The 21776-nt window shown below is 32.2% G+C and carries 25 protein-coding genes and 1 pseudogene; 22 read left to right on the plus strand and 4 right to left on the minus strand.

Annotation, left to right across the window (positions count from 1 at the left end):
* From LZ480_RS06855 to LZ480_RS06900, 10 genes and pseudogenes are all read left to right on the plus strand, one after another.
* On the plus strand, positions 1-194 hold a 194-nt coding region (locus LZ480_RS06855), incomplete at its 5' end, for an IS3 family transposase (protein WP_241368674.1).
* A 154-nt stretch (positions 195-348) separates the two neighbouring features.
* A complete protein-coding gene (locus LZ480_RS06860; protein WP_241368675.1) occupies positions 349-1323 on the plus strand; it encodes a glycerophosphodiester phosphodiesterase family protein in 975 nt (324 codons plus the stop codon).
* Between the two features lie 423 nt (positions 1324-1746).
* On the plus strand, positions 1747-2595 hold the full coding sequence (locus tag LZ480_RS06865; protein WP_408641606.1) for a helix-turn-helix domain-containing protein: 849 nt from the start codon (positions 1747-1749) through the stop codon (positions 2593-2595).
* 19 nt (positions 2596-2614) lie between these two features.
* The gene (locus tag LZ480_RS06870) at positions 2615-2761 is read left to right on the plus strand and encodes a hypothetical protein (RefSeq protein ID WP_241368677.1); all 147 of its coding nucleotides are present in this window, start codon (positions 2615-2617) and stop codon (positions 2759-2761) included.
* 19 nt (positions 2762-2780) lie between these two features.
* The gene (locus tag LZ480_RS06875) at positions 2781-3368 is read left to right on the plus strand and encodes a hypothetical protein (RefSeq protein ID WP_241368678.1); all 588 of its coding nucleotides are present in this window, start codon (positions 2781-2783) and stop codon (positions 3366-3368) included.
* A gap of 52 nt (positions 3369-3420) precedes the next feature.
* Positions 3421-3798: pseudogene (locus tag LZ480_RS06880) on the plus strand (N-acetyltransferase family protein); the annotation flags it as partial.
* Positions 3799-4331: 533 nt separating this feature from the next.
* The gene (locus LZ480_RS06885) at positions 4332-4847 is read left to right on the plus strand and encodes a DinB family protein (RefSeq protein ID WP_241368679.1); all 516 of its coding nucleotides are present in this window, start codon (positions 4332-4334) and stop codon (positions 4845-4847) included.
* Positions 4848-5243: 396 nt separating this feature from the next.
* Complete coding sequence (locus LZ480_RS06890) at positions 5244-5723, plus strand: hypothetical protein (RefSeq protein WP_241368680.1); 480 nt, start codon at positions 5244-5246, stop codon at positions 5721-5723.
* A gap of 224 nt (positions 5724-5947) precedes the next feature.
* Entirely contained in the window at positions 5948-6292 is a 345-nt protein-coding gene (locus LZ480_RS06895; protein ID WP_241368681.1) for a 3-deoxy-8-phosphooctulonate synthase, read from the plus strand.
* Between the two features lie 409 nt (positions 6293-6701).
* Complete coding sequence (locus LZ480_RS06900; RefSeq protein WP_241368682.1) at positions 6702-7136, plus strand: hypothetical protein; 435 nt, start codon at positions 6702-6704, stop codon at positions 7134-7136.
* A 134-nt stretch (positions 7137-7270) separates the two neighbouring features.
* Here LZ480_RS06900 and xerA read toward each other — a convergent pair whose 3' ends face one another.
* Positions 7271-8110, minus strand: coding sequence for a site-specific tyrosine recombinase/integron integrase (gene xerA, locus LZ480_RS06905; RefSeq protein WP_241368683.1), 840 nt, complete (start codon positions 8108-8110; stop codon positions 7271-7273).
* 259 nt (positions 8111-8369) lie between these two features.
* On the opposite strand from xerA, the gene LZ480_RS06910 reads away from it, so the two are divergent.
* From LZ480_RS06910 to LZ480_RS06935, 6 genes are all read left to right on the plus strand, one after another.
* Complete coding sequence (locus LZ480_RS06910; RefSeq protein ID WP_241368684.1) at positions 8370-8804, plus strand: hypothetical protein; 435 nt, start codon at positions 8370-8372, stop codon at positions 8802-8804.
* Positions 8805-9094: 290 nt separating this feature from the next.
* The gene (locus tag LZ480_RS06915; protein WP_241368685.1) at positions 9095-9349 is read left to right on the plus strand and encodes a histidine kinase; all 255 of its coding nucleotides are present in this window, start codon (positions 9095-9097) and stop codon (positions 9347-9349) included.
* 253 nt (positions 9350-9602) lie between these two features.
* Positions 9603-11060, plus strand: coding sequence for a beta propeller repeat protein (locus LZ480_RS06920; protein ID WP_241368686.1), 1458 nt, complete (start codon positions 9603-9605; stop codon positions 11058-11060).
* A 462-nt stretch (positions 11061-11522) separates the two neighbouring features.
* Positions 11523-11972, plus strand: coding sequence for a GNAT family N-acetyltransferase (locus LZ480_RS06925; RefSeq protein ID WP_241368687.1), 450 nt, complete (start codon positions 11523-11525; stop codon positions 11970-11972).
* A gap of 287 nt (positions 11973-12259) precedes the next feature.
* Positions 12260-12907, plus strand: a complete 648-nt coding sequence (locus LZ480_RS06930; protein ID WP_241368688.1) for an alpha/beta family hydrolase — start codon at positions 12260-12262, stop codon at positions 12905-12907.
* Positions 12908-13262: 355 nt separating this feature from the next.
* Positions 13263-14474 (plus strand): MFS transporter, encoded by a 1212-nt coding sequence (locus LZ480_RS06935; protein WP_241368689.1) that lies wholly within the window; start codon positions 13263-13265, stop codon positions 14472-14474.
* Positions 14475-14817: 343 nt separating this feature from the next.
* On the opposite strand, the gene LZ480_RS06940 is transcribed toward LZ480_RS06935, so the two are convergent.
* Positions 14818-15132 carry a MazG-like family protein gene (locus LZ480_RS06940; RefSeq protein WP_241368690.1) on the minus strand — a complete coding sequence of 105 codons (315 nt, stop codon included), beginning with the start codon at positions 15130-15132 and terminating at the stop codon, positions 14818-14820.
* A gap of 52 nt (positions 15133-15184) precedes the next feature.
* Between LZ480_RS06940 and LZ480_RS06945 the strand changes: the two genes are divergently transcribed.
* The 3 genes from LZ480_RS06945 to LZ480_RS20050 all read left to right on the plus strand — a co-directional run bounded on the left by LZ480_RS06945 (position 15185) and on the right by LZ480_RS20050 (position 16421).
* Complete coding sequence (locus LZ480_RS06945; RefSeq protein ID WP_241368691.1) at positions 15185-15334, plus strand: hypothetical protein; 150 nt, start codon at positions 15185-15187, stop codon at positions 15332-15334.
* Positions 15335-15591: 257 nt separating this feature from the next.
* Positions 15592-15990, plus strand: coding sequence for a hypothetical protein (locus LZ480_RS06950; protein ID WP_241368692.1), 399 nt, complete (start codon positions 15592-15594; stop codon positions 15988-15990).
* Between the two features lie 143 nt (positions 15991-16133).
* The gene (locus tag LZ480_RS20050; RefSeq protein ID WP_408641600.1) at positions 16134-16421 is read left to right on the plus strand and encodes a TIGR04104 family putative zinc finger protein; all 288 of its coding nucleotides are present in this window, start codon (positions 16134-16136) and stop codon (positions 16419-16421) included.
* 432 nt (positions 16422-16853) lie between these two features.
* Here the strand turns inward: LZ480_RS20050 and LZ480_RS06955 are convergent, their stop codons facing one another.
* Positions 16854-17393: a TetR/AcrR family transcriptional regulator C-terminal domain-containing protein gene (locus tag LZ480_RS06955; protein ID WP_241368693.1), complete on the minus strand. Its 540-nt coding sequence runs from the start codon at positions 17391-17393 to the stop codon at positions 16854-16856.
* A gap of 140 nt (positions 17394-17533) precedes the next feature.
* Here LZ480_RS06955 and LZ480_RS06960 point away from each other — a divergent pair, with 140 nt between their 5' ends.
* From LZ480_RS06960 to LZ480_RS06970, 3 genes are all read left to right on the plus strand, one after another.
* Positions 17534-18919 carry a DHA2 family efflux MFS transporter permease subunit gene (locus LZ480_RS06960; RefSeq protein WP_241368694.1) on the plus strand — a complete coding sequence of 462 codons (1386 nt, stop codon included), beginning with the start codon at positions 17534-17536 and terminating at the stop codon, positions 18917-18919.
* Positions 18920-19411: 492 nt separating this feature from the next.
* A complete protein-coding gene (locus LZ480_RS06965; RefSeq protein WP_241368695.1) occupies positions 19412-19627 on the plus strand; it encodes a hypothetical protein in 216 nt (71 codons plus the stop codon).
* Positions 19628-20162: 535 nt separating this feature from the next.
* Positions 20163-20822, plus strand: coding sequence for a hypothetical protein (locus LZ480_RS06970; protein ID WP_241368696.1), 660 nt, complete (start codon positions 20163-20165; stop codon positions 20820-20822).
* A 284-nt stretch (positions 20823-21106) separates the two neighbouring features.
* On the opposite strand, the gene LZ480_RS06975 is transcribed toward LZ480_RS06970, so the two are convergent.
* Entirely contained in the window at positions 21107-21775 is a 669-nt protein-coding gene (locus tag LZ480_RS06975) for a YczE/YyaS/YitT family protein (RefSeq protein WP_241368697.1), read from the minus strand.
* Position 21776: the final 1 nt, after the last annotated feature.

The following is a 21776-nucleotide window of genomic DNA, read 5'->3' on the forward strand; positions in this document are numbered from 1 at the left end:
TTGATAATTCCCCAATCGAATCGTTTCATTCCACGCTAAAGTCTGAAACGTTCTATCTCGACGATATCTATCGCACAACGAACGCACGTGTGATACAGATTGTCGAAGAATACATTACTTATTATAACAATATCCTTATTCAAACGAAACTAAACAGCCAATCGCCGGTTCAATACCGTCAATTGGCTGCATAAAAGGGTGTTTTATTCTTGTCTCAAAAAGGGTAGTCAGTGCCTTGCATATGCAGCTCTTTTTTCTTATTGAACTAACGGGGCAGTTTAGTATCCGCTTATAAAAGGATATAACGTTGTAAATTCATTTTAAAGTAAGAAAAGAAAGGAACAATAAATGAAAAAAAGAAAATATAAAAGAACATATATCATTTTGGGGGTAATAACCCTTTTGGTTGTTATGATTTGGATGAATAATACGAGTCTATTTTATTCGAAAGATACAAATTATAAGATTCTAGCTCATAGAGGGTTGGCTCAAACCTTTGATATTTCAAAGGTAGAGTATGATACGAATACAGCTGAAATCATTTATCCACCTGAGCATCCCTATTTAGAAAATACAATTCCTTCTATGAAAGCAGCATTTGATAATGGTGCTGACGTAGTGGAATTAGATATTAAGTTAACGAAGGACCATCAATTAGCTGTTTTTCATGATTTCGCTTTAGAGTATAGAACAAATGGTAAAGGTGAAGTCAAAGATTATATGATGAACGAATTGAAGAAACTAGATGTCGGCTATAGATATACGGCTGATAATGGAGGGAGCTATCCGTTTCGTGGCAAAGGTATTGGTATGATGCCAAGCTTAGATGAGGTGTTTGCGGCTTTTCCTAATAAAGAGTTTTTAATTCATGACAAAGATGGAGATATGGAAACAACAAAAGTATTGTGGGATTCATATTTAAGTAAAATGTCTAGGGGACAATTAAATAAAATAACAGTTTATGGTGATGTAGACGGCGAAGGATTTGATTACTTACGTTCAAAGCATGTAGAGATGAAATTGTTAACGAAAACAATGATGATAAATGCACTATTAAAATATGAATTAATAGGTTGGACGGGATATATTCCGAAAGAATTGTATAATATGGAGCTACATTTACCTTTAAAATATGCGAAGTACTTATGGGGTTGGCCAAATAAATTTATTGATAGAATGGAGTCTGTCAACACACGAGTCGTAATGGTAGAGGGAAATGGTAAATGGTCAGAAGGATTTGATACAAAAGAAAGCCTCGAAAAAATTCCAGAAGGATATCAGGGGTATATATGGACAAATAGGGTTGATAAGGTTACTAAATGATTTAATTCATCAAAAAAGTTGATTCTTCATTTTAAGGAATCGTACTTTTAAGTTATTAAAGAGCAACATTCCTATAGTGAAGAGACTGATTTTATGTGCAATGTAAGAGTAACTAAGTTTTGGAATTTGTATACTTAAACTAACGGGGGCTTTACTTGAAGATCATTGAGTTGCATATGCAGCTCTTTTTTTATTATTGAACTAAAGGGGCAGGTTAGTTGAACAGTGTTGTTTAACAATCGGGCCAGATTGTTATATGACTTTTTACAAATTTCAGTTTTGCCAAAGTCTGAACAAAGCTTTTATGAAGAAATGATTACTCCGCAAGATATATCAAAAAATAAATGGAGAACCTTGATACCCTATAGGTAAAGGAGGAAGCCTTTGTTGTATAATTACGAAATTATAATTAAAAAAATTATTATGTATGTGGAAGAAAACTTACATGAGCCTCTTACTTTAGAAAACATTGCTTCACAATCAAATTTTTCAAAATACCACTTTCATCGAATATTCCAATCCACGGTTGGTATGACGGTAAATGAATACATTCGGTTAAGAAGATTGGCTAATGCTTCTTCCGCTTTGCTTTACACAAGTGAACGCATTCTTGACATTGCTATATACTATCAATTTGAATCACAAGAATCATTTACGAGAGCATTTAAAGAAGTTTACAGGCTGCCACCTGGCAAATATCGCAGAATGATGTCTGACGTGATAAAAAATAAGGAGGAATCAAATATGGAAACAAAGGTGAAAGGTTGGTTTTTGAGTGGGTCAAATCCATTTAATTATGAAATGGGAATTGATCATGAAGTTGTTCATCAGGGAGTGGCATCAGGTTATTTAAAATCCAAAACAGTATTAGATTCAACTGAATTCTCTACTATGATGCAAACATTTAAGGCGAATCAGTTTGTTGGGAAACGTATTCGACTCTCTTGTTTCATCCGTACAAAAGATGTAGACACGTACACTGGAATGTGGATGCGAGTAGACGACACAATGGGAGATGTTCTTCAATTTGATAATATGAGTAACCGCCCTATTAAGGGCAACACAAATTGGAACCGTTATTCCATTATTTTAGATGTACCAGTTCAAAGTGCTGTTATTTCGTTTGGTATTATTCTGGCTGGACAAGGTACGGTATGGGCAGATCAATTTATTTTTGAAGAAGTGAATGAAAGTATTCCAACAACTAATTTGGAGGTGCATGGTGAACTGCTGGATGAGCCGATAAATTTATCGTTTGATGAAGAAATATGATTTAAGGAAAGGTGATAACATGGCTATTTCAGGAAAACAAGCTAGCGGGATTGTATTAAGTGTTATTGTTATAATCGTAATTATGGCTGTAAAGTTTGTAGGAATTAATACGCTTTTCTTAAATCACGAAGTGATGGAAACCGTTGATATCTCAATTAATACATAATGAAAGGTTTGATAATTTAATGTTAATTGAAATGAAAGAGGCTTTCCTTTTTTTATTGGACATCTATAAAGGAAAATTACCTCAACCTGATTTGTATTTACTTGGATTAATTATGGTCATTATGCCTCTTGCTGAATCTATACAAGAAAGAAGAAAGAAATCAAGTAAAAGTAAAAAATGGGGTATTATATATTTGAAATGGATTCCTATCTCATTTTTAGTTAGTTCTATCTATTTATCTGGGTTTTATTTTATTACAAATATGTTTAATAATTTCTTTTCTACGCCTGAAGTTTTTCATCAGCAACAAAGTTTACGCTCAATTGCGATAATGTCTTTGACTATGGCGAGCATTGCTTCTTTAATTGTTTCTATTTGGAATTTAAACATATTGTTTGTAGCTAAAAAAGTCTTATTTACCTTTATTATTAATTCATTGTTTATAGTTATCGGTATGTACCTAATAAATATAACTTGGTATGAAATTATTAAATTACCATTATGGTGTTATGGATTAATTGGAGTGATAAATACAATATTTATGTCCTTTTTATTGTGGGAGGAAAATGAAGAATTGGTGCAAATGCAAAGTAATGAAATACGATAATTCGCATATGATTTCGGTAATAGAAGAGTATGAATAAACGTCGGAGCAACTAAGAAACTGGATCGAGAAAATTTTAGAGAATAATAAAGAAAAGCTAGTCGTAGCGGAAAGCAGAGGGCAGATTGTTGGTATGATTGTTTTTCGCTCAAAAAGTACTAAAAGGCTTTCTCACACTGGTTCTTTTACGGCAATGGTCAAAAAAGAGTATTGCAATCAGGGCATTGGTAAACTGCTGATAAAAGAACTTTTAAACTGGGCGGAACATAATACATTAATAGAGAAAGTTAGTTTAGGTGTATTATCAACAAACCAAAGAGCTATCGAATTGTACAAAAGTATGGGATTTGTTGAAGAAGGACGTAAAATTAAAGAAGTTAAGTTTAGTGATGACTTTTATGTGGATGATATACTTATGTATAAACTGGTTTAACCCTTTTTTCGTTCAACCTTTTTATCAAACGGAGTGCTACTATATAAGGTTATATTTTTATTTGTGAAGAAATGCACTTAAACTAACGAGGTGCGTTAGTTGAATATTCGCTTTCCGAAATAATCATTTTTTTACAAAGCAACATCAAAAGAGTTCGAACACATTTGATATATATAATATGTTTGAACTCTTAATTTACATATGTTTGAATATCGTTACCTTAAGATAAATTTATAATAAAGTTTGATTAAAATCATCTTTCCTCTGTAGATTTCATAGAGGTTAGATGATTTTTTACTGGATATTTATGTTAATTGTTGATATATAAAAAGATTGATAATTTAAAACAAAGTTTGATTAAACCCTGTATGTTAGGGGTTTTCTTTTGACCCTTTAATTTCATCTAGAATGTTCAATTAAAGAGCCTGCTTGTAGAGGATTTTAACTGGATTTTTAGAGTTATTATTTAAATAGGGATTTTGAAGTCTTTTGGTGAATATTAAATATTAATTTAAAAGATGGAGGTTGATGTGATGTTGAAGCTGTTTCAATATAACTGGCAAGTTCGTGATGATTGGTTTACATTGTGCAAAAACATACCGGATGAAGAACTATTAAAGAAACGGGTCGGTGGGTTCGGCAGTATCCTACATACCCTATTTCACATTGTGGATGTGGAATATATGTGGATTTTAGGTCTGCGGGGTGAACCAGTGCCTGAGGAGCCATTGTTTAAAGATTATGCTAATTTACAAAAAGTGAAAAATCTTTCAGCTCAATACCAGGAGAAAGTGAAGCCATTTGTGACATCTTGGACAAATGAAATGGATTCTCGGAAACTTTCAGAAGCTGATTTCAATAAAGAACCAATTAGCTCTAGAGACGTACCAATCAGGCGCCGAGTCATTGAATGTACACATGGAGAGATCCTACGTCATGTCATTGTCCACGAAATCCACCATATCGGCCAGTTATCTATATGGGCACGTGAAATAGGAAAGGAGCCTGTTTCCGCAAATCTGAGAGGAAGAGGACTATTCGATAATTAGACTGCCTTTACCAATTTCACAATCGGGCGGTATAATGGCACAAGGATCAAGAAATGATCAAACTTATTTATAAACGAATGGTTTAATTGAATATAGTTAAAGCGTGTTTTGATCAATCTTTTTTTCAAAACGCACTTTTTCTATTTACCATTTTATCAAGGTCTATAGAGTCAATTTAATCAAACTTTAATTCAAAGCTACATTAATGTAATTGTAAGGATTGTGAAGAAATGTACTTAAACTAACGGGGCAGTTTAGTTCAAGAAGGAGTAACTTCAAAATTATAGGGATTTACAACGCTAAGTTAAGAAATGTGACCAAACGACGCTTTGGGAAGATTTATTTTCGAGTATGTTACAATTTAACTACCAAATATTAGGGAGGATGTGCTTAGGAATGTCAAAAGATATTGTTAACTTCGTTTTACCAATGAAAACATTTGATACAACTAAAATGGACTCGTGGACTAAAGAACAGTGGCAGGAGTATAATGGAGATGAAAAGGATTATGTAAGCATACAAATATTGCTGATGAATGATAACGATTTTTATCTGGAAATAATGAGAATTTACTTTGACGAAGCAACAGACGAAATGTTTTTTTGTTTTGATACTCAAAATAAATTTGATAAAAATATAAATATTCAATTCGGTCAATGGAGAATTGATGATAGTATTTATAATTTATCTAATGAAAAGCCTCTGTATTTGGAGAAATTTTCTGGTGTTAGAGGATTTCAAAAATGCGTAAAGCGACATCATTTAGAAGATTGGGACAATACCATCATTGAACTAAAGATTTTAGATGCTGAAACCAATACAATGATTAGAGAACTTGAATTTCAAATAATTAAACAGTATACACAAATTTTTTAGTAATTCGCATAGATATTAAGTACAACGAAATTTAATAATATATACAAACACATACAAAATAACGTTCCCAAATGGAAGTTAGGGAATAAAACACCCCATTTAATTGTAATGAGGTGTTTGCTTTTTGCTGCTTATAATCAGTAAGTCCCCAAACCTAGATTGGTAACGTTATTTTTGATTCCACACACTAGTTGAGTTAGAATTTTCTAGAGGAGTGAAGATATATGGGACAACTTTGTTATAGTGATTTTGAACTTGTTAAAGAAACCGAAACGGATGGTTTTATTTACGGTGAAATAACTGACCATTTTTACTTTGAAAATGGGGATGCTTGCATTTCTGGAGATGGATTTGTTCAAGCACCAGACGGTAGTAGAGCAGGCATAATATGGGGACTAGAAAAAGAACCTTCAATATCTGTTTGTATAGAGCCAGAAGAAGACAGATGGGGCGTTTACGAAATAGGGTTTATCAAACCTATAAAAACAATGGATGACTTAATCGTAAATTTTAGAGCTGTTTTGCCACTGATAAAAGAAGCCTATCAAAATGCACATTCAACAAAATAAATATGCATTTCACATTGAATAAACGTTCCCAAATCAAAGTTTTGGGACGAAATAAAACACTTGAAACGTTGTCATACCAATGTATTAAGTGTTTTTCTGTATTTCGTTCAAATACACCTTTTTATGCACTATCGTTTGAACTAAGATACAACAAAACTTTCAATGCTGTTCAAAAGAAATTGCACTGGGTCATATTTTGAATAAAATCCTGCAAATACAGGGGATTCCTTAACGTTATAAATCAACCTTTTCTTATAACCTAGCCTTTTTCTTTATTGAACTAACGGAGTGCTTTACTTGAAGATCATTGAGTTGCATGTGCAGCTCTTTTTTCTTTTTTAACTAACGGAGCAGGTTAGTTGAAGAACAAACTCTAACTCTAACTGTTTCAAAAAAAGGGGGGTATTCATTGCATCCAGCTGAACTAATTGAATTGAGCATAGTCGGTGGGATTTTACTTGTTATTCTATTAGTTTCTCTTATTTTGAAAGGAAAATGGAGAAAAATTATTCAAGGATTGGCTATTTTACTTTTGTTGTCTTTTGGTATTTTTTATTTTGTACGTCCATATTGGATTGATATGCAAATTGAAAAAAAAGTAGGTTATATACAGATACATTTGGAAGAACAGTACCCTGGGGAAACGTGGGAATATAGGACAGTGCCTCATCGTGTGGACGGCTATAAACACCTGAATCCATATTATATAGGCGTAATATTTGATACTGAACCACTAGTGGAATATAAATATTTCGCCCGTAATAAAAGTGATATTATCCAACAAGGGTGGGATACATCTGATTTACAAAGTGACCTAATACATTTAGAAGGTTTAGGAGAGTAATTACTGGTTATTATAAGTTTCATCTTCTCTTATTGATTTGATTATTAATCTTCATTATGTTCTTAATGATCTTCAACTAACAGGGGCTTTAGTAAAGTAGAGCAACGTCATTTAAGACGTTGCTCATTTTACATTTAAAAGTACTTTTGATAATACTCTTTTCGTAGTTTTCCGCTTAATTGAGCGTATATCCTTGTGGTTTCACTTTTCTCATGTCCCATAAGACTTTGAATGACTTCAATAGGAGCGCCATTATTCAACAAGTGAGTTGCATAGCTGTGTCTAAGTTGGTGTGGATGAATCTCTTTATTAATTTCAGCACGATTGGAGATCCGCTTGATGATGTATCGCATTTGGGCAACACTCATTTTATGTGGCTGCCTTGCTGTTACAAAGATGAAAGGGTTATTGTCATTCCGACTTTCAATATACCGTTTAAGCCATATGTCGCAACGTGTATTAAAATAAACTTCCCTCTCCTTATCACCTTTTCCTCTAACAATCGCAGATTGATTGGACCAATTAATATGGTTCTTTTCTAAAGTAACTATTTCTCCAATTCGACAACCAGTAGAAAACATAAATTCAAAAATCGCTCTTTCCATTGGGGAATGACAGGATTCACGAAGGTGTTCGATCTCCCGTTCGGTTAAATACTCGGGTATCCTCTTACCTACCTTGGGTTCTTTAATTTTAGAAGTTGGATTCTTACTCAGGTAGCCTTCTTCATGAGACCAACGAAAAAACGATTTCATAAAGCGAATTCGATGTGCAAGACTGGCAGGTTTTAAATGCTTTCCGGATATAGCGAGATATTCCTTCAATTGATTTGTATCCAGCAATTCCATCTCTACATCCTTAAAATAACCAATTAGTAGCAAAGACTGTAACTGGTATGCCTTCAATGTTTGCGGAGAAAAACCCTCTATTCGTTTATCAGCTTCAAACAAAGTCCATGCTTTTGACAGTAACAATTCTATTCCCCCTAATAAAGTGATATTAATGGAATTATTACCAATTTAATAGAATAATAGACATATGGAATGTTTTTACTAACGGGGCAGTTTAGTGCAACAAGGAGTTCCTTCAGAACTATGGGGATTTACAACGCTAAGTTAGGAAATGTGACCAAACGACGCTTTGGAGACTTTATAAAGGGTTATCAATACTAGGTAGAGAATAAAAAAATATAGGTGTTATTTGTATATTAAGTAAAGTTTCAGGAGGGATAAGATGAAATATAGTGCAACTTCACAACGTCAACTTATTCTATCAATGGCAATTTTATTTCTTGCTGTAAGTATACCGATATGGCATATTCCATCTGTAAAATGGGTATCGTTAACCGTAATTGTATTCTGTATTTTAAATGCTTTTTTAACGTATCAAGTAGCATTAAACAAACATACAATTCGTTATACCATTCAACTTTTTGGTCTAACTATTTATAGTAAAGAAATCGTTCCTTCCAATATAAAAAAAATTATTTTTAAACGAATAGGCTGGAAATCAAAATTAGCTGCCATAAAAGTACACAAAGGTATTCCTATTCGAGTAGCTTATTTTAAACCAGATGATGTATATGAAGATTTAATCGTATTTTGCGAAGAAAATGCTGTGCCTTATCATAAAACCAAAGATTATACGATAATTGAGAAAATGGGATAAAACAAAATTCATCATAACTTTCGCAAAAAAATTGCTACATATCCAAACATTATAAAACAAAAAACGTTCCCAAATGAAGGACGCTTTGGGGGCTTTTCTTCTTCGACTAACGAGGCAGTTTAGTGCAACAAGGAGTACCTTCAAAATTATGGGCTTCACAACGCTAAGTTAAGAAATATAACCAAATGACGGTTTGGGAACGATTTTTTTATTCAATTAAATGAGCAGTTTAATGTAAAAAAATAAATATAATTAATTGTAAAAAAACTCGAGAAAGTGAGTTAATTGTGTTGAGAAAATATTTAAGTATTATTTCATTATTATTATTTTCTTTGTTCATTATTTTTGCTTTTATTAAACCAATCGTAGTGAACGGAACCTCAGAAGTTGGGGACATTGTGGTTATTTCATTAGTAGCAGCTTCATTTATAACAGCATGCTTTAGCCAAAAAGGAATATTAAAAATTTTAGCTTTAATCGTATCTTCGATTCCAGTACTATTTCTATTAGGTTTACTTTTATCTCCGTTCTTTTATCAGCAATAGATAATAACAACTACTAGCCCGATTGTTTAACCTGTGTTTAACAATCGGGCTGGATTGTCGAAACCTAAAAGCATTAAAATTGACTATTAGAGTTTCGCCTTATTGAATTAACGGGGTGCTTTACTTCAATTAGGAGTAAAGTTTTTTTCTTATTAAACTAACGGTACAATTTATCGTTCGGATCTAAGAAGGCATATAACGAAGTATTTACCACATCCTAAATAGACACATGAGTCATAGGATGGTGGACGTTTTGAGGTTTTTAAAAATCATCGCTTGTTTGTTATTGATTTTTTTACTTATTGCAAATTTGATTGGTCATGTAGGAATCGCTTCAGATGGTGAAATTACGCTAAAAGAGGCTATTCATCTTGGTTTAGATAGAGCGAAAAAATGGAATGAGCATGCGTATTTAACGTTTCTAACAAGTGTGGATGAAGATATGGGTGGAACAAGGGGAGAAACAGGGAAACGATATAATTGGAATTTGATTTTTGAGGCTCCTGGTATAGAGAAACAATTCTTTGTATTGATTTCAAAAGGAGAAATAAGTGGAACTTATAACGGAAATGGACCTAGTCTTGGAGTAATAAAATTAGAGGATATAAAATTTGATAGTCCTGATTTAGTGAAAATCGCAAAGGAAATATATGGTTTACGAAAAAGTGTGGATTGGGCAACAGGATACCATTTTACGTTTGATGGTGAAAAAGATAAACATACTGTAAAGGTTTTAGGAATTGATAAGAATAGTCTTTTTACAGGAATAACTTTCGATGCAAAAAAAGGCGAGATAGTGGCTGCCAGACACAAAGTGCCAGTAGGAGGAGGAGTGATCAAGACACGTTTAGGATCTGCTGAATCTGAAACATCAAAAAAAGGCATGGCAATTATGGGGGTTATCGCTGAAAGCAAGTATTTAGTGGTATGGGGAGACAAAAAGCCAACCCAATTTAGTACAACCAAGCAACCTTTTATGGAATGGAGTCATGACAACGGAGAAACATGGACAGAACTCCAGGTTAATAATTATGTAACACACGCGTGGTTTAATAAGAATGATCAATTATATGTAGCTACGGAGAAAGAATTATGGGCAGGTATTACATCCAAAAGTAAAGCTACGAAAATTCTTTCATTAGACCAACCGATTGAGAAAGTAGCTTATTCAACCAACAATCATATAGCTGTGCTATCAAGTGAAAAGGTTTATTATACGACCAACCAAGGGGAGAGGTGGGAAAAAGTTATAGCTCCTGAACCATTTTATGAGGTTCAAATAACGGATTATGGTGATTTGTTGGCACTCACAAAAGAAAGCAAGATTTTGCAAAAGGCAAATGATGGCTGGAACGAGATAACTATGCCCAATAGTAATGATGAACCTTTAGATATGAAAGTCATTAATAATCGGCTATTCATTACCACACAAAGCGGAATTTGGATTCGAGATCTTAAAGAGGAAATTTGGAGAAAAATTCAAGTGGATGAAGTGATAGTTCAATTTATTAAAAAAGGTGAGAAATTATTCGGTTATACACATCGTGGGGAAGCTATTTATTCCATCCCCACGAAAGATGGAATAAAACCTGAAAAAGTGTTAGATGCGGTTGAGTTCGTTGTTTCGGATGTGGATAGTATGGGAGATACGCTATGGATTGCAACGATACCCGATTATTCGTGGGTAGAAATAACGATTCCATATAGATGATAAAAATTTGAATTGTATATCACTGAAAAAATACACTGTGAAATATTTCACTTAAACTAACGGGGGCTTTACTTGAAGATCATTGAGTTGCATATGCAGCTCTTTTTTCTTTATTGAACTAATGGGGCAGGTTAGTGGAAGAAGGGAAATCTAATTCCTATCTAGAAATCTAATAAAATTAACTAAGAAAATTCATGACTAGGAGAGGACAATGTTAGCGAACTTAAATGATTACTTAAAAGAATTAATGGTGTATATTCCTCATTGAGCTATCGGAGGGCGTTGATTGAAGAGGGATTAACGCTCTTTTTTTAACTTTTATTGTACTTACACACCAGGTTATTGAAAGTGGATAGGAAGAAACTTTTTAAAAGCTAAAATACCTGCAATAGGTAGTATTCATCGAATATAGAACAAGAAAAAAACAATAAAGCAGTAAACAAAACTTGGGGAGGTATTATAGTGAACCAACACAAAATGAAAATTACTCAGTATAACTCCAAATACGCTGAACAAACAGTGGATATGTGGCGAGATAGTAAGGAACAGGCTATTGGTCAAAAAGAAATTCACAGTTTTGAAAATCACGTTTACTTTTTAAATCATATATTACCTGAACAGTTTCAAATAGATTTAGCGTTAATTGATGAAAAGGTAGTTGGAGTGATTGCTTATAATGAACGGGAAATAAGCCAACTATATATTCATGTAGATTATCAAGGAATCGGAATAGGTCAAAAATTACTAGATAAAGTTAAAGCACAATCAAGTGGAAGATTAACATTGCACACATTTGAAGTAAATGAAAATGCACAACGATTTTATGAAAAACATGGATTTGAAGTTATAGGTAGAGGTCATGAAAATGAAGAAAATTTACCTGATATTCAATATGAATGGATATTCCAATAAATGATGTAATCAGTTATTTTAGTGATAAAAAAGTTAGAGTTATTTTTCAACTACTGAGGGCGTTGATCCAAGAAGGATTAACGTTCATTTTTGTTGAAATTATTGAACTAACGGGGCAGGTTAGTTGAATAAGAAGGTTTTTTTGCAAGAATATCGAAGTTGTAATTAAACAGTAAATTATTCAAGCAACGATGGAGAAGCATAGAGTCGTAATTAAGGGAATTAGTTAATTTGAAAAGGCAAAGATAAAAATGAATTATCAATAATTAAGGCGAGGGAGAATTCCAATGAAGGCTACAAAAATTTCAGTAGATACAAATGATAGTCTTAAACAGATAGAATATACACATATTCAAACAGGTTCTAAAAATATTTGCTTTATGTTTTCGGGTACTGGTTATACCTACGATAAACCCTTGCTTTATTACGCTACTATGGTAATGCTTGAAAATCAATTTGATGTTGTTCAAATCCACTATTCATATCAAAAAGAATTATTCGAACAACCTTTCGAAGATATAACTAATATCATTATGAATGATGTTAACCCTGTTATAAACAATGTTCTAGCTAATTTTCATTACAATGAAAAGATTTTCCTTGCGAAATCACTTGGAACAATACCTGTTATTAGTGAAATTATGAGAAAAGAAGCTTTTAGTGAGTCCAAAATGATATTACTTACCCCTTTACTGAAACTCGATAGAATTTATGAAAAAATTTTAAAGAGTAATCACGTAGGATTGTTAGTCATTGGTGATAAAGACCCTCATTATAACTCAGAACAAGTCGAACAACTGGCACAGCAAACCTCTTTTAACATTAAAGTAATACAGGGGGCAAACCATTCGTTAGATAATGAAAAGTATGACACACTAACCTCTATTTCCTCTTTAACGAAAGTGATGATAAATTTGAAGGAAATGATTAGTTAGATTAGGAAATACCGAATTTAAAGTATAATAATTGAATGTTTTTCCTAATTTCTTTGTTAAACTAACGGAGCAGTTTAGCGGAAGTAGGGTTCTTTTATTTTTATGGAGAATATATTAAAAAAAATAAAAGAATGGTAAGGGGAGGGATATATGGTTATTAATTACTGTATAGTGTAATATATTGAAAAGCAACGCTAAAATTCAAATAAATATTTATTGATGATACAAAACTTGTGATAAATCTAAATCCCCCAGATTTGTCCGATAAATGATAGGAGTTCAATTTTAATGAATAGTCCAATCTAATATTCCCCCTATTAAGCCAAAATTCAAAGGAAATATCGGGGGATATATAATGAAATTGAATCGAAATTTTTCTTTATTACTAATAGGTCAGTCACTCGCTAATATAGGCGATGTATTTTATATAGTCAGTGTTATAAGTACAATTTTTGTATTAACAGGTTCTGCAATTGCAGCATCGTTTGTGCCATTTACGATCGCTTCTTCTATGTTTATATCCAGTCTGCTGACACCTCTTTTGGTTGAAAAATTAAATCTTAAATGGTTACTTGCTGGGTCACAAATTGCAAAAACGATTTTACTCTTTATTCTAGGGTTTATGTTAATTGGTTTAACAGCAGCTAATTATTATATTATCTTTTTAATAATAGGATTGATTGCTTTTTTTGACGGATGTGCAAATCCAATAAGACAGACATTGACTCCTTACTATGTTAAACCTGAACATCTAATTCAAGCTAATGGAATTTCAGAAACTATTACGCAGGTCATCCAAGCAGGTATGTGGTTCGTAGGAAGTTCATTGCTAATTCTTATGAGTTCTCAACAACTTATTTGGTTAGTTGGATTTTTATTTGTAATTGCAAGCATTTTACTTTGCCTTTTAGAAAGTGTAAACAATCATGAAACAACCGAGCTAAAAGGGAAATTAGAAAAGATTAAAGAGGGTTGGAAAACTTTATCTAACACTCAAGTGTTAAGAAGGATTGCTTGGATAGAATTTTTGGAAACAATTGCAGCAACAGTTTGGATAGCCGCTATTTTATATGTGTTTGTCAACGATGCTTTGAATGTTGATGAAAAATGGTGGGGATTTATCAATGGAGCTAACTTTTTAGGTTTGATTTTAGGAAGTGCTTATTGTATTAAATATTCTTCTTTTGTTGAAAAGAAAATAGGAACCTTTATTTTTGTAGGTTCATTCGCAAGTTTCTTATTTACAATATTATTTAGCCTAAACAGCATTCCAATGATCTCCTTACTTTTATCGCTCTGTGTAGGGCTTTTTGGACAAATTAAAAAAATTCCTCAACAAACGGTAATACAAACTAGTGTGTCAAAAGAACAGTTGTCAACGGTTTATACCTCATTAGGTGCTATCGGAACTGGGGTTTTTGGCGTTGGTTCTCTTGTTATGGGAGTATTAGCAGATTTGTTAGGAATTAGAATTGTATTCGTCATTTCGGGGCTATTACTTGCGATAGTAAGTACAATTGCTCATAAAAATAAGCAATTGTTTGTTAGAAATATTATGGAACAATAAAATTAAAGATGAAGGATTTTATTAACTAAAATTCCCTTTGTTTTCAATGACTGTATGGTGGTTTGTGAATTAGGACCATCATTTTTGATGGTCTTTTTTATTGAACTTATTGTACTAACGCAGCAGTTTAGTTGAATACGGTCTTTGTTTTATCTATTAACTATAGATTGATGGTCAAAGAGAAGAGGAGTAATACAATTTAATATTAGCTTCGATGAAACGTATTCATGAGTAAGTGCAGCTTTTGAAAAGAACCACCAGAACGTTGATATGACAACGATTCAGGTGGTTTTGTTATTTTTAGACCTTTTATTTAGGGGCTGTTTAAAGGTTAGATGCATTCTTATTGATATCGTTTGGTTAATTTATCTTTATGGCTTAACATTATTTCAGTTAAATCAATTTCGTACTTATCAGCTAAAATAAATAAATTATCAAGAACATCTCCTAGTTCTTCTTTTAAATTCTCAATTTGGTTTTCTCTTGGTAGAGTTTTTTCATCCGGACGATCACGCCCAATTTCAATTGTTCGAATGGCTTTTGAAACTTCACCAACCTCTTCCGTTAAAAAATTTACACGAATAAAGGCATTTAAGTCATACCAGCCACGTTTTTTATAAAATTCTGTTATCCACTTTTGGTATTCAAAAATATTCAATGAAAATCACTCCTTATACTTCTATAATGATAGCATAAAGGAGGAATAGAATTTGAATATTTCAGTTTATTGTGGTGCAAGTCTAGGTAACAATGATTTATACGAAGAGGCAGCAAAATCACTTGGAAAATGGATTGCCGAAATACACGATCTCAAAGGATCCAACATACTTAAACCTGATTCAAATAAGGTTGTGAAGTAGGTCAGTTTTTTTTACGGATTCAAGATCCAAAGAGCTGCCCGACCTATTCTTCACCTCTACTATATAAAAAAATAGTAGTACGAACCAATGCCTTGGTCTGCACTACTAATCTTAGTATGTTTTTCTTATTGAGCTAACGGAGCAGTTTAGTTGAAGAACTTAAGCATGTTTAAAACCTTTAATACAGCCATATATTTATAGTAAAAAAGGAAGTGTACAGAATAAAAAAGGGCAAAATCACTTTAATTGGAACCATTGTGATTTTATTTGTTGTGGCTTTTCTATTCATCTATAACGTCTCAACTAAAGGAGAAATAACTGAAACTTCCCCTTCAATAAGTTCTGAACTACATGGTAAAAATGAAAAGATAATAAAAGAAGCCGAAGAAATTAAAACTCTACTTTATCAAGAGGGGGGCTTTTTTGAACAGGTAAACAACAAATTAAAAGATAAAGGTTATGCTTTTCAAATGTTGCTTGCAGTTTATTCAAAAGATGATATTCGGGTGAAATATATCTTAGAAATTAAAGATGCAACTGAATCCGTACAGGAAGAGGTAAAATCAATTTTCTTTGAATCAGTTGAAAATAACAAACTAGATTCCAATTCATTTAATCTTAAAGTCGCTGATAGTAATGATGGACCAGATTGGTAATAAGTTTTTTTATTTCACTAATGGAGGCTTTACTTGAAGTCATTGAGTTACATATGCAGCTCTTTTTTCTTATTGAACTAAAGCATCAGGTTAATAAATCAATGACTTAGAAGATTTAGAAATTATAATGGAGGTGATTAGCTTTGCAAAAGTGCGAGAAATGCAATGCACATTTCAGTTGGAGTGAAATCTCTAAATCCTGTTGGCGGAATTATAAACCGATTAAATGTAACGAATGCGATACAACACATAAGATAACAGTCCCAGGCAGATTAATTTTTGTCTCTTTTACTATTCTTCCAATGCTCATCTTAGCTTATTCCCCGCCCCCTTATAGAAATGGTTTTGTAATACTTGGAATAGCTATTTTTATTTTTATAATTGGTTCTTTGATGGCCCCTTTTTTTGTTACTTATAAGAAGTCTCTGTGAACTAACGTACTTAAGCTAACGGAGGCTTTAGCAGAACGAGGCTACCTTTAGGTTAGCTTTTTCTTCTAGTACTAACGGGGCAGTTTAGTTGAAGAAGACTTTTCTTTATTGAAACCTTTTTTCAAGAACTCGTATTATTTATACCGTGCAATAAAAAGGAGACGCGCGACTGTACAAGCGTCATTGATTGATAATGTGAAATTTAATATTATTTTAATAATCACTAAAACCTAATTATGATATCCCCAGAAATAGTAAGATTACATATTCAATAAATGCGATTAGCGGATTGCCTATTGAATGGTTTAGAATTGATTTTAAGAGAGTATTGTAGATATGATTTATTGTTTATTTAAAATAATTATATCTATTCGATGCCAAAACGTTGTGCAATCAATGTTTTGACATTTCATGTTTTAATAGAAAACATAATTAAGATCGATACATAAGATTAATTTGGTCTGCAATATATGCTGAATCCAGGTGTAATCCATTTTTTAACCACCACATAATAACACCGATAATAGAGGCAGTTTTAACATCTGTATCTACAATGATTTTTCTTCCAATATTTTTAGAGTGACTTCGACGGGTTACTATTAAATCTTTCATCAATAAATGTAAATGTTTTTCAACTTGTTCAAACTGTACTAAAGCAAGTATGTGATTTCTTTGATCAAGAAGATAATCCAATAGCTGTATCAAGTTATCTTTGCGATTCGTATCAAAAATGGAGGTCAAATTTTCTATTTTGTCAGTTAGGACTTGTAAAATATCATTTGTTAAATGTTCCTTTAACTCATTTATATTTTGATAGTGTAAATAAAAGGTGGTCCGGTTCAAATTTGCTTTCTTCGTTAATTTTTGAATAGAAATTTGGTGAAAAGAGTGACCTTCTTGTAAAAGTGTGAGTAGGGCTTCTTTAAGCATTTCTTGTGTACGAATGGTACGGGGATCTTCTTTATAAGTCATTTAAATCATTCCTTTTTCATTTTAAATTGTTTATTAATAGACAGAACGGACCTGATTGTATATAGAAGTTTTAATTCTTTTGCTATTATATTTTTTAGACACTTTGTCGATAATATGTATTATATGGGAAGGATTTTAATATGCAAAATGAAATATCGAGTAGTACTAAAAAGTTATTAATTATCATTATGATAACAGGAACCTTTTTTTCTACTTTAAATCAAACATTGTTAAACGTTGCATTTAGTGATTTAATGGTTGTTTTCGATGTAAATACCGCAACTATTCAATGGTTAGCAACTGGATTTATGCTTGTAAATGGTGTGTTAGTACCTATAACAGCTTACTTAATGAAACGTTTTTCAACACGTCAGTTATTTATTAGCTCGTTGTTATTTTTACTAATTGGCTCTATTATCGCAGCAGGTGCGAATAATTTCGGCGTACTATTAACAGGTAGAATGATTCAAGCGGTAGGTGCCGGGATTATCATCCCGTTAATGATGACAGTAATTGTATATCTATACCCAGCGGAAAAACGAGGAGCGATTATGGGGAAGGTTGGCTTCGCCATTATTTTTGCGCCAGCCATAGCACCAACATTAGCAGGATTTATTTTAGAGTATTTATCTTGGCGATGGTTATTTATCATCATAATTCCATTCGCAGTAGTGATTATCATCCTAGCAAGTAAATATTTAGTTAATGTTGCTGAAACGTCAAAAGTAAAGCTCGACATAGTAAGTGTAGTTTATTCAACGGTTGGTTTTGGTTTTGTTCTTTTTGGTTTTAGTATTGCAGGTAGCCGAGGGTGGGATGATTTAATGGTCATTACATCCGTTATTGTTGGTTTGCTCGTTATGATATTATTCTGTCATAGACAAATAAAGTCTACTGAACCTTTACTGAATTTAAATGTTTTCAAATTTAAAATATTTACGATGACTACGATTGTTAATATAACAACTACCATTTTAATGTATGCCGATTTAATATTACTGCCGATTTATTTGCAGGATGGACGGGGGTTTACAGCACTTGATGCAGGATTGTTATTATTACCGGGTGCAATTATCAATGCAATACTTTCCCCAGTAACCGGTAAGCTATTCGATAGATATGGGGCGAAACCTTTATTCATTCTAGGAACAGGTTTAATCGCAATATCGATGCTTGCAGTTATTGATTTATCACCAGAAACTACAACAGCATATATTTTAGTCCGTACAATTTTATTACGTATTGGTTTAGCGTTTATTACGATGCCTTTAAACACTGCTGCTTTAAATGGATTACCAAAGGAATTAGTATCTCATGGATCGGCGATAAACAATACAATTCGTCAACTAGCTGGAGCAATTGGTACAGCAATTATTATGACGATCTATACAATTCAATTATCGAATGTTTCTTTAGAATCAAATACTGGTTATGTTAGTGCCGCGAGTAACACTTACTTCTATATGTTTGTCATCTCTATAATAGCTTTCATTAGTACATGGTTTACGCCGAAAAAGACAAGTTAAAGTAATTTCAGTAATACTAGTGAATGTTTTATATAAATAAATAAAAAGACTTAAGTCCTTACGTAATCTGACTTAAGCCTTTTTAATTTATCTAAAAGAATTTAGAGTTTATTATTTTGTTACATTTACTTTTTAAAGTTTGCATAAGAAAGAGCTATAAGCTGTATAAAAAGATGAGAATACACTAAGCTTTTTGTAAAACAACAGCTATTATAAAATACATCATTTCAATAACTCTTTTGACTATGTGAAATAATGTACTTAAACTACCGGGGGCTTTACTTGAAGATCATTGAGTTGCATATACAGCTCTTTTTTTTAACTAACGCAGCAGTTTAGTTCAATAAGGGGTATCTCCAGATTTATGCATATTTACGACGTTAAGGAAAGATTTATTACCAAACGGCGCTTTGGGGACATTTTCAACATAAATATATGGTAAAATAATACAAAATATTAATGAGGTATTAACGTTTAAAGAAGGGGGATATTATGAAGAAAAAGGAAAAATTAAAAATATGGTCAATAATTTTAGTGATATTACTGCTAATTGCTGGATTAATTTTATTTTTTTTAGGACATTATAGTATATCTTTTATTTTACTCGGGATTTTTGTAGTAATTATAACTGCTATTAGTAATTGGTTACGAATGGAAAATGAAGTTTACATTCACGAAAAAAGCTATAAGAATCATAATAAGTGGTAACTATAGTGAATAGCTATTAGAAAAAAGACGACCCAAAAGCTATATATTATGGATAAACAAACTAACAAAGCTGATGAAAAGTTTATAGTTAGTAATGAATTATAATTATACAAAATAAAACTAAATAATGTTCCCAAATAAGTCATAGGGAACGTTCAAAATGGACTAGCAAGAAGATACTTACTTAATTAAGTAGTTCAGTGTAGACTGAATTTATAGAAGTAATTAAAATGATATATGGAAGTTTGTGAATAAATACACTTAAACTAACGGGGGCTTTACTTGTAGATCATTAAGTTGCAAATGCAGCTCTTTTTTCTTATTGAACTAACGGGGCAGTTTAGTTGAACAAGGGGTTAAGTTGAATAGTTAATGCACATAAGCTTAATGATTCGCTTTCTCATTTTGATACTAATAATATTTATATTTTCTTAAGAATAATAATAAGAGATTCTTAAGATTTATCTACTATACTTCAGTTATAGCAAGGAAGTAAAACAAATTTAAAACTTGCGATTACAGGAGGAAAAATATTATGAAATCAACGAAAATATTGGGATTAGCGTTAGTTGGGATATTGGGTACTGGAGGTGTTACAGCTATTGCACATGCATCAAATAATATAGTGCCATTGAATACAGTAATGACTGAACAGGCTGTTGAACAAGACAGTTACAAAGAAAATAAATTTAAAGAAGTAGCACTTGATGCTTTTCCAAAGAATTTTAATGAAACAGTAGATACTAAAAACTTTTATGAAGGAAAAAATGAGTTTTATGAGATAGACGGACATAAATTTTATACAATAGGATGGAGTAATAAAAATAGTGAATTTATAAATGGAAATACAGCCATTCAATATAGTGCAATATTAGACGCGGAAACTAATAAGATAGTAAGTCTACAGTATCATCCAGGAGAAGCTAAAAATCAAAATTATAAGAATTTTTCTTATGATGAAGCAAAAAATTTAGCAACTAACTTTGTTAAAGAGAATAACATATTAGATGGTAAAAGCTATGAATTTTTAGAAGAACCAAGTAAAGAAGTAAATACAGCTAAAGATTCAAAAGAAGATTGGTACTATCATTTTTATTTTAAATATGATGGAGGAAAAACGTGTTTAGTTAATGTAAATAAAGACCTTAAGAAAGTAACTGAATTTAGTTTAGATGAAGGTCAACTTCAGGGTTAATGATGTACTACGTAAACCCTCGATGTACATGATAAACTTCTTAAGTTGTGACGAGATATTCTTATAAGATACAAAAAGGACTTACTGTTAATAGTAAGTCCTTTTTCATCTAACCTCATATTGAACTATCGGTGTGCTTTACTTGAAGATTATTGAGTTGCATATGCAGCTCTTTTTTCTTGTTAAACTAACGAGGCAGGTTAATTGTGGAAGCTGATTATAATAAAACTAAAAGAATTTTTACCTTGATCAAAAACGATATAAAATTGATTGGCATTGTTTCCTTAGGCAGTCTTCTCTGTTATAAATACCCAGTGTAGAAGAGTTGGTTGATAATTTGGGATCATCCACCCCAAAATTTTGCCGATAAAATAGGCAGCAATTAGTGTCCCTATTCCGATTGAGCCTAATGATTGAATGAAAATTACACTGATTGTACCAGCCACACAAATATTTATTAAATCGCTTGAAATTTTTGCTTGACCGAATTTCAAATTAAACTTTTCACTAATTACATAAGTTAACGCATCGTAAGGCATTAATGGAAGCTTCGCTGTTGTATAGCCCATTAAACCGACTGCTATTACAAATAAACTAACAATTAAATATGCAATTCGAGCAAAGATGGTTTCAGGTGTAGGGAAAAGTTGTACAATGAAGAGCGCTGCATCCATGAATAACCCAAATAAAAACGAAATAATGAATTGACCTGCAAATTCATTTAACTCCATTCGTTTACTTAGTATTACTTGAATAATAATGTATAAAACATTTGCAAGCGCCGTTGTCAGACCAACCGATAAACCAGTCGTTAGCGTACTTGCATATGCTAATGATGACACAGGCGATACCCCAAATCCTGCTTGAATCGACAGGCTTATGCCAATCGACATAAAAAATAACCCGAGCACGTACAAGATGATACGCTTCAATGTTCTGCACCTATGATTCATA

This window comes from Solibacillus palustris, from assembly GCF_022549215.1.
In the GTDB taxonomy this organism is placed as follows: domain Bacteria; phylum Bacillota; class Bacilli; order Bacillales_A; family Planococcaceae; genus Solibacillus; species Solibacillus daqui.